The 6640-nt window shown below is 67.4% G+C and carries 6 protein-coding genes; all 6 read right to left on the bottom strand.

Features of this window, described 5'->3' with window-relative positions:
* Positions 1-113: 113 nt before the first annotated feature.
* On the bottom strand, positions 114-794 hold the full coding sequence (locus tag FV227_RS15485; protein ID WP_210246722.1) for an SURF1 family protein: 681 nt from the start codon (positions 792-794) through the stop codon (positions 114-116).
* 17 nt (positions 795-811) lie between these two features.
* Positions 812-1237 carry a cytochrome o ubiquinol oxidase subunit IV gene (gene cyoD, locus FV227_RS15480; RefSeq protein WP_147728170.1) on the bottom strand — a complete coding sequence of 142 codons (426 nt, stop codon included), beginning with the start codon at positions 1235-1237 and terminating at the stop codon, positions 812-814.
* Positions 1234-1860: a cytochrome o ubiquinol oxidase subunit III gene (gene cyoC, locus FV227_RS15475; protein WP_147728169.1), complete on the bottom strand. Its 627-nt coding sequence runs from the start codon at positions 1858-1860 to the stop codon at positions 1234-1236. Before cyoC ends, cyoD begins: the two co-directional genes overlap by 4 nt.
* A 4-nt stretch (positions 1861-1864) precedes the next feature.
* Positions 1865-3868 (bottom strand): cytochrome o ubiquinol oxidase subunit I, encoded by a 2004-nt coding sequence (cyoB, locus tag FV227_RS15470; protein ID WP_147728168.1) that lies wholly within the window; start codon positions 3866-3868, stop codon positions 1865-1867.
* Between the two features lie 43 nt (positions 3869-3911).
* A complete protein-coding gene (gene cyoA, locus FV227_RS15465) occupies positions 3912-5054 on the bottom strand; it encodes a ubiquinol oxidase subunit II (RefSeq protein WP_187274830.1) in 1143 nt (380 codons plus the stop codon).
* Between the two features lie 148 nt (positions 5055-5202).
* Positions 5203-6540: an MFS transporter gene (locus FV227_RS15460; protein WP_147728166.1), complete on the bottom strand. Its 1338-nt coding sequence runs from the start codon at positions 6538-6540 to the stop codon at positions 5203-5205.
* Positions 6541-6640: the final 100 nt, after the last annotated feature.

Genomic DNA, 6640 nt, shown 5'->3' with positions numbered 1-6640 from the left:
CTTTCAGGCACCGTCGCTCCCCTCTCCCGACCCGCTTAGCGGGCCACCCTCCCCCGCTTAAGGGGGGAGGAAGAATGCGGCAGCTCCCCCCCCGAACCCGACGAGCAGGCCCCTCACCTCCGCCGCTCCACGTTCACGTAGATCGCGGCCCCCAGCGTCATCGCGGCGAGGGTGAACCAGGTCAGCGCGTAGACGAGGTGGTTGTTGTGGAAGGCGACCACCGTCAGCCCGCCGACGGGCAAGCGATCATCCGCCGACGCATCCGCATCGATGAAGTAGGGCGCGATGCCGGAGAGCCCCCGGGCCGAAGCGATCGCGGCGACATCGCGGGAATACCAACGATCCTCGGCGGTCGCGTTGCTGCGCAGGAACGCGCCGCCGGGTTCGGTGAGGCGCAACAGGCCGGTGACGTCGACCTCGCCCTCGGGCCGGCGCCAGCCGGCAGGATCGCGGCGATCGGAGGGAACGAAGCCGCGGTTCACCAGCACCGTGAAGCCGTCGGCGACCAGCGGCGTCAGCACCCAGAACCCGCCGCCGAGCACCGTCACCGCCTGGACCAGCGTGGTGGACTCGTGGCGGAAGCGGCCCGCCACCCGGACGTGGCGGTAGGCGTCGGCGGCCTCGGTCACGCTCGGCCACGCCGCCGGCCCGGGCGCCGGGACCGGGGCCGCGCCGATTCGGGCCTCGACCCGCGCGATCAGGTCGAGCTTCCATGCCCGGCGCTCGACCTGCCAGATCCCGAGGGCGACGAGCCCCGCGACCGCCAGCGCGCTCGCGAGGTTGAAGGCCGCCAGGCCGAGGCGGGACGTCCTCAGGGCTTGTGGTGCATCAGGTCGTGCGGCGACGTCGGCATCATGTTGGTGTTCAGGTGATACATCACCCAGATCGAGCCGGTCAGCGTGATCACGACGAGGGTCAGCGTGAAGATCAGGGCCAGGATCGTCCATCCGCCCTCGGACTTCGTGTTCATGTGCAGGAAGTAGATCATGTGGACCACGATCTGCACCACCGCGAAGGCCATGATGATCAGGCTGGTGTGCACGGCGTTGCCGAGCACGTCGCTCATCACCAGCCAGAACGGGATCGCGGTGAGGATCACCGAGAGCACGAAGCCGGTCATGTAGCTCTTGAACGAGCCGTGCGCCCCGGCCGGGTGGCCGTGCGCGTCGTGGCCGTGCGCGTCGTGGCCGTGACCGTGCGGTTCGGCGTGGTGCCCCGCCCCCGTCGCCGAGCTCATTGCAGCACTCCCATTAGGTACACGAAGGTGAAGACGCCGATCCAGACGACGTCGAGGAAGTGCCAGAACATCGACAGGCACATCAGCCGGCGCTTGTTCTCGACGATCAGCCCCTTCTGGGCGGTCTGCACCATCAGCACGATCAACCAGACGATGCCGAGCGAGACGTGCAGGCCGTGGGTGCCGACCAGGGCGAAGAACGAGGACAGGAAGGCCGAGCGCTGCGGCGTCGCGCCCTCGTGGATCAGGTGGGCGAACTCGTAGAGCTCGATGCCGATGAAGCACGCGCCGAACAGGCCGGTGATCGCGAGCCAGACCTGCATCGTCCGGACGTTGTCCTTCTCCATCTCCAGCATGGCGAAGCCGTAGGTGATGGAGGACAGGAGCAGCATGGAGGTGTTGAGCGCCACCAGCGGCAGCTCGAACAGGTCGCGCGGCGAGGGCCCGGCCGCGTAGTTGCGGCCGAGAACCCCGTAGGTGGCGAACAGCACCGCGAAGATGAGGCAATCGCTCATCAGGTACATCCAGAAGCCGAGCATGGTGCTCGACTCGTGGGCGTGGTCCTCGTCGAGGTAGAAGGCCGGAGCCTCGGTGCCCGGCGGGGCCGTGTCGGTGTGCATCATCGGCTCAGGCCCGTCCCGCCATCACGCTCGTCCGCTGCCCCTCGGCCCGCACCACGTCGGCGGCGGGGATGTAGAACTCGCGGTTGTAGTTGAAGGTGTGGATCACGGTGACGAGGAACATCGTCGCGAAGGTCGCGGCCGCGAGCCACCAGATGTACCAGATCATCGCGAACGAGAAGCCGATCGAGACCACGCCGAGGATCACGCCGGTGGCGGTGTTCTTCGGCATGTGGATCGGCTTGTAACCCTTGAGCGGGCGCTCGTAGCCGCGCTTCTTCATGTCGGACCACGCGTCGAGATCGTGGATGACCGGGGTGAAGGCGAAGTTGTAGTCCGGCGGCGGCGAGGCGGTCGACCACTCGAGGGTGCGGCCGTTCCAGGGATCGCCCGTGAGGTCGCGCAGCGCCTCGCGGTTGCGGATCGAGACCACGAACTGGACGATCATCGACAGGATGCCGAGCAGGATCAGCACCGCGCCGAAGGCGGCGATCACGAACCAGATCTGCAGCGACGGATCGTCGAAGTGGTTGGCGCGGCGCGTCACGCCCATCAGGCCGAGGACGTAGAGCGGCATGAAGGCGAAGTAGAACCCCACCGTCCAGAACCAGAACGACATCTTCCCCCAGAACGGGTCCAGCTTGAACCCGAAGGCCTTCGGGAACCAGTAGGTCACGCCGGCGAAGCTCCCGAACAGCACGCCGCCGATGATGACGTTGTGGAAGTGCGCGATCAGGAACAGCGAGTTGTGCAGCACGAAGTCGGCCGGGGGCACGGCGAGCAGCACGCCGGTCATGCCGCCGATGGTGAAGGTAACCATGAAGCTCACGGTCCACATCATCGGCAGCTCGAACCGGATCCGGCCGCGATACATCGTAAACAGCCAGTTGAAGATCTTCGCGCCCGTCGGGATCGAGATGATCATCGTCGTGATGCCGAAGAACGAGTTCACGTCGGCGCCGGAGCCCATCGTGAAGAAGTGGTGCAGCCAGACGAGGTACGAGAGGATCGTGATGACCACGGTCGCGTAGACCATCGAGGCGTAGCCGAACAGGCGCTTGCCGGAGAAGGTCGAGGTCACCTCCGAGAAGATGCCGAACGCCGGCAGGATGAGGATGTAGACCTCCGGGTGGCCCCAGATCCAGATGAGGTTGAAGTACATCATCGGGTTGCCGCCGAGGTCGTTCGTGAAGAAGTGCGTGCCGACGTAGCGGTCCATCGACAGCAGGGCGAGGACGGCGGTGAGGATCGGGAAGGCCGCCGTGATCAGCACGTTGGTGCAGAGCGAGGTCCAGACGAAGATCGGCAGCTTCATCATGGTCATGCCCGGCGCGCGCATCTTCACGATGGTCGCGATCAGGTTGATGCCCGAGAGCAGCGTGCCGATGCCGGCGATCTGCAGCGCCCAGATGTAGTAGTCGACGCCGACGCCCGGGCTCATGTCCGCGCCTGAGAGCGGCGGATAGGCGAGCCAGCCGGTGCGGGCGAACTCGCCGACGAACAGCGAGGCCATGATCGTCATGGCGCCCGAGACCGTCATCCAGAAGCTGAAGTTGTTGAGGAATGGGAAGGCCACGTCGCGGGCGCCGATCTGCAGCGGCACGACGTAGTTCATCAGGCCGGTGACGAACGGCATCGCCACGAAGAAGATCATGATCACGCCGTGCGCCGTGAAGATCTGGTCGTAGTGGTGCGGCGGCAGGTAGCCCTCGTTGGCGCCGAACGCGACCGCTTGCTGCGCGCGCATCATCAGCGCGTCGGCGAAGCCGCGCAGCAGCATGACGAAGGCCAGCACGATGTACATCACGCCGATCTTCTTGTGGTCGACCGAGGTCAGCCAGTCCCGCCAGAGCGGGCCCCAGAAGCGGTAGTAGGTGATCGCGCCGAGCACGACGAGGCCACCCAGCGCCACCATGGCGAAGGTCACCTGAAGGATCGGCTCGTGGTAGGGGATGTCTTCCAGCGAGAGCCGTCCGAAGACGAGCTTCTGGAGATCCGGATTGGAGAACATGGGTTCGATCCGTTGAGGGTGGTTCGGCGGCGGGGCGCCGGTCCTACTTGTTGTTGAGCTGCGACGGGGCGACCGAGTCCCGCTCCGGCGCCGGCATCTGGTTCTCGGGTTTCGTTCCGTTTTCGTGGACGTGCGGGTTGTTGCCGTCGGGCTTCATGCCCTGCGGCTGCTCCTGGCCGTGCGGGGTGCGGCCGGACGCGGGTGCTGTGGCGCCCGGCGCCTCGTCGCCCTGCTCGATGTGGCGGTTGTCGTAGCGGAGGCGCTCGCGGTTCTCGGTGGAGTCCTTGCCGGCGCCGCCCTTGGCGTCGATGGTCATCATCTCGCTCATGCACATCTTGCCCGGCACGGCGCACATGTTGACGATGGTGTCGAACAGCCCGTCGGCGACGGACTTGTAGTACTTCACCGGCTCGGCCTCGCTCGGCTTCTCGAGCTTGAGATAGTCCTCGCGGGTGAGGTCGGAGCCCTGCGCCTTCGCCTTGGCGACCCAGGCGTCGAACCCGGCATCGTCGAGGCCATGGAACTTGAACGTCATCCGCGAGAAGCCGGTGCCGCTGTAGTGCGAGGACAGGCCGGCATACTCGCCCGGCTTGTTGATCACCGCGTGGAGCTGCGTCTGCATGCCGGGCATCGCGTAGATCATCCCGGCCAGCGCGGGGACGTAGAAGGCGTTCATCACCGAGGAGGCGGTGATCTTGAAGTCGATCGGCCGGTCGACGGGGGCGGCGAGCTCGTTGACGGTGGCGATCCCGTATTCCGGGTAGAAGAATAGCCACTTCCAATCGAGGGCGACGACCTCGACGGCGAGCGGCTTCACGCCGGCCGCCACGGGGCGGCTGGAGTCGATCCGCCGGAGCGCCCGGAACGGGTCGAGGGTGTGGGTGCTGATCCAGGTGAGCGCGCCGAGCGCGATGATGATCAGCAGCGGCGCCGTCCAGATCACCACCTCGAGCTGGGTCGAGTGGTGCCAGTCCGGATCGTAGGGGGCCGACTCGTTGGTCGCCCGGTAGCGCCAGGCGAAGATCAGCGTCAGCGCGATCACCGGGAGCACGATCAGCAGCATCAGCCCGACCGAGGCGAGGACGAGGTTCCGCTGCTGCAGGGCGACGTCGCCCGAGGGCTGCATCACCACGAGGTTGCAGCCGGCGAGCAGCCCGGAGAGCGACACGGCGCAGAGGCCGCGCAGGAGCCGGGCGGCCGTGCGGGCCGGGGGACGGGAAGGTGAGGCGGAGCGTGCCACGGCGATCAACTCGGTTTGCCTGGCCGGCGGGCCCTGGGGCCGTTCGGCGCGAACATGTATCGGAACGGGGTGAGGGACGACGCGGGCCTCCCGACTACATCTGACGCATCTCGGAACGGTCGAGGGTGAGGGCAAGGAGCGATGCCGCCGCACCCGAGAGCAGGTAGAGGCCGACCATCCACAGCCCGTAGCGGGACGAGAGCCAGAGGACGACCAGCGGGGCGAAGCCTGCGCCGAACAGCCACGCCAGATCCGAGGTCAGCGCCGCGCCGGTGTAGCGGTAGCGCGCGCCGAGCCGCGCCGTCACCGCGCCGGCGGTCTGGCCGTAGGCGAGGCCCATCAGCATGAAGCCGATGGTGACGTACATGGTCTGGCCGATCGCGCTGTCGCCGAACACCAGGGGCGCGATGATGCTGCCGAGAGCGAAGACGGCGATCAGGCCGGAGCTGAGCAGCAGCGCGTTGCGGCGGCCGATCTGGTCGGCGATCAGCCCGGAGGCCGCGACCGCGCCGGCGCAGACGATGGCGCCCGAGCACTGCACGATCAGGAACTCGCCGGGCGAGCGATCGGTGAACAGGGTCAGCCAGCTGATCGGGAAGATCGTCACGAGGTGGAACAGCGCGAAGGCGGCCAGCGGCACGAAGGCGCCGATCCACACGTCCACCGCATGGTGGCGCACCACCTCGATCACCGGCACCGGCTCGAGCCGGCCCTTCTCCATCAGGCGGACGAACTCGTCGGTCGCCACCAGCCGCAAGCGGGCGAACAGCGCCACGACGTTGATGGTGAAGGCGCAGTAGAACGGAAAGCGCCAGCCCCAATCGAGGAAGTCGGCCGAATCGAGGTTGACGAGGAAGAACGAGAACAGGGCGCTGGCGACGATGAAGCCGAGGGGTGCGCCGAGCTGGGGGATCATCGCGAACCAGCCGCGGCGCTCGCGCGGGGCGTTCAGCGCCAGGAGCGAGGCGAGCCCGTCCCAGGCGCCGCCGAGCGCGAGGCCCTGGAGGATGCGCAGGCCGGCCAGCAGCCAGATCGAGGCGTGGCCGATGCTGGCGTAGCTCGGCAGGAAGCTCACCGCCGCGGTGGCGCCGCCGAGCATGAACAGCGCGATCGTCAGCTTGACGCCGCGGCCGTGCCGCCGGTCGACGGCCATGAAGATCACCGAGCCGATCGGCCGGGCGATGAAGGCGAGGGAGAACACCGCGAAGGAGTACAGCGTGGCCGTGAGCGCATCCGGCTCGAACGAGAAGAACACCTTCGGGAACACCAGCACCGAGGCGATGCCGTAGACGAAGAAGTCGAAATATTCCGAGGCCCGGCCGATCACCACGCCGGCCGCGATCTCTCCCGGCGCGACCTTGTGGTCGGTCGAGACGAGGTGCGCGTCGCGCTCGAGGGGCGAGGAGTTTGCCAGGGCGGGCTCAGGGATCATGTCGGACAGCCGGCTTGCTCGATGACGACGGTGACGCGGTGCGGCGATCGACGCGAGGCGTGCGCCGGGACCGCGACCGGAAGGTATCCGCTCAGGGCCG

The sequence above is a fragment of the Methylobacterium sp. WL119 genome (genome assembly GCF_008039875.1).
GTDB lineage: Bacteria > Pseudomonadota > Alphaproteobacteria > Rhizobiales > Beijerinckiaceae > Methylobacterium.
The sequence above is the reverse complement of the archived record's forward strand: the minus strand, read 5'-3'. Positions and strand labels throughout refer to the sequence as shown.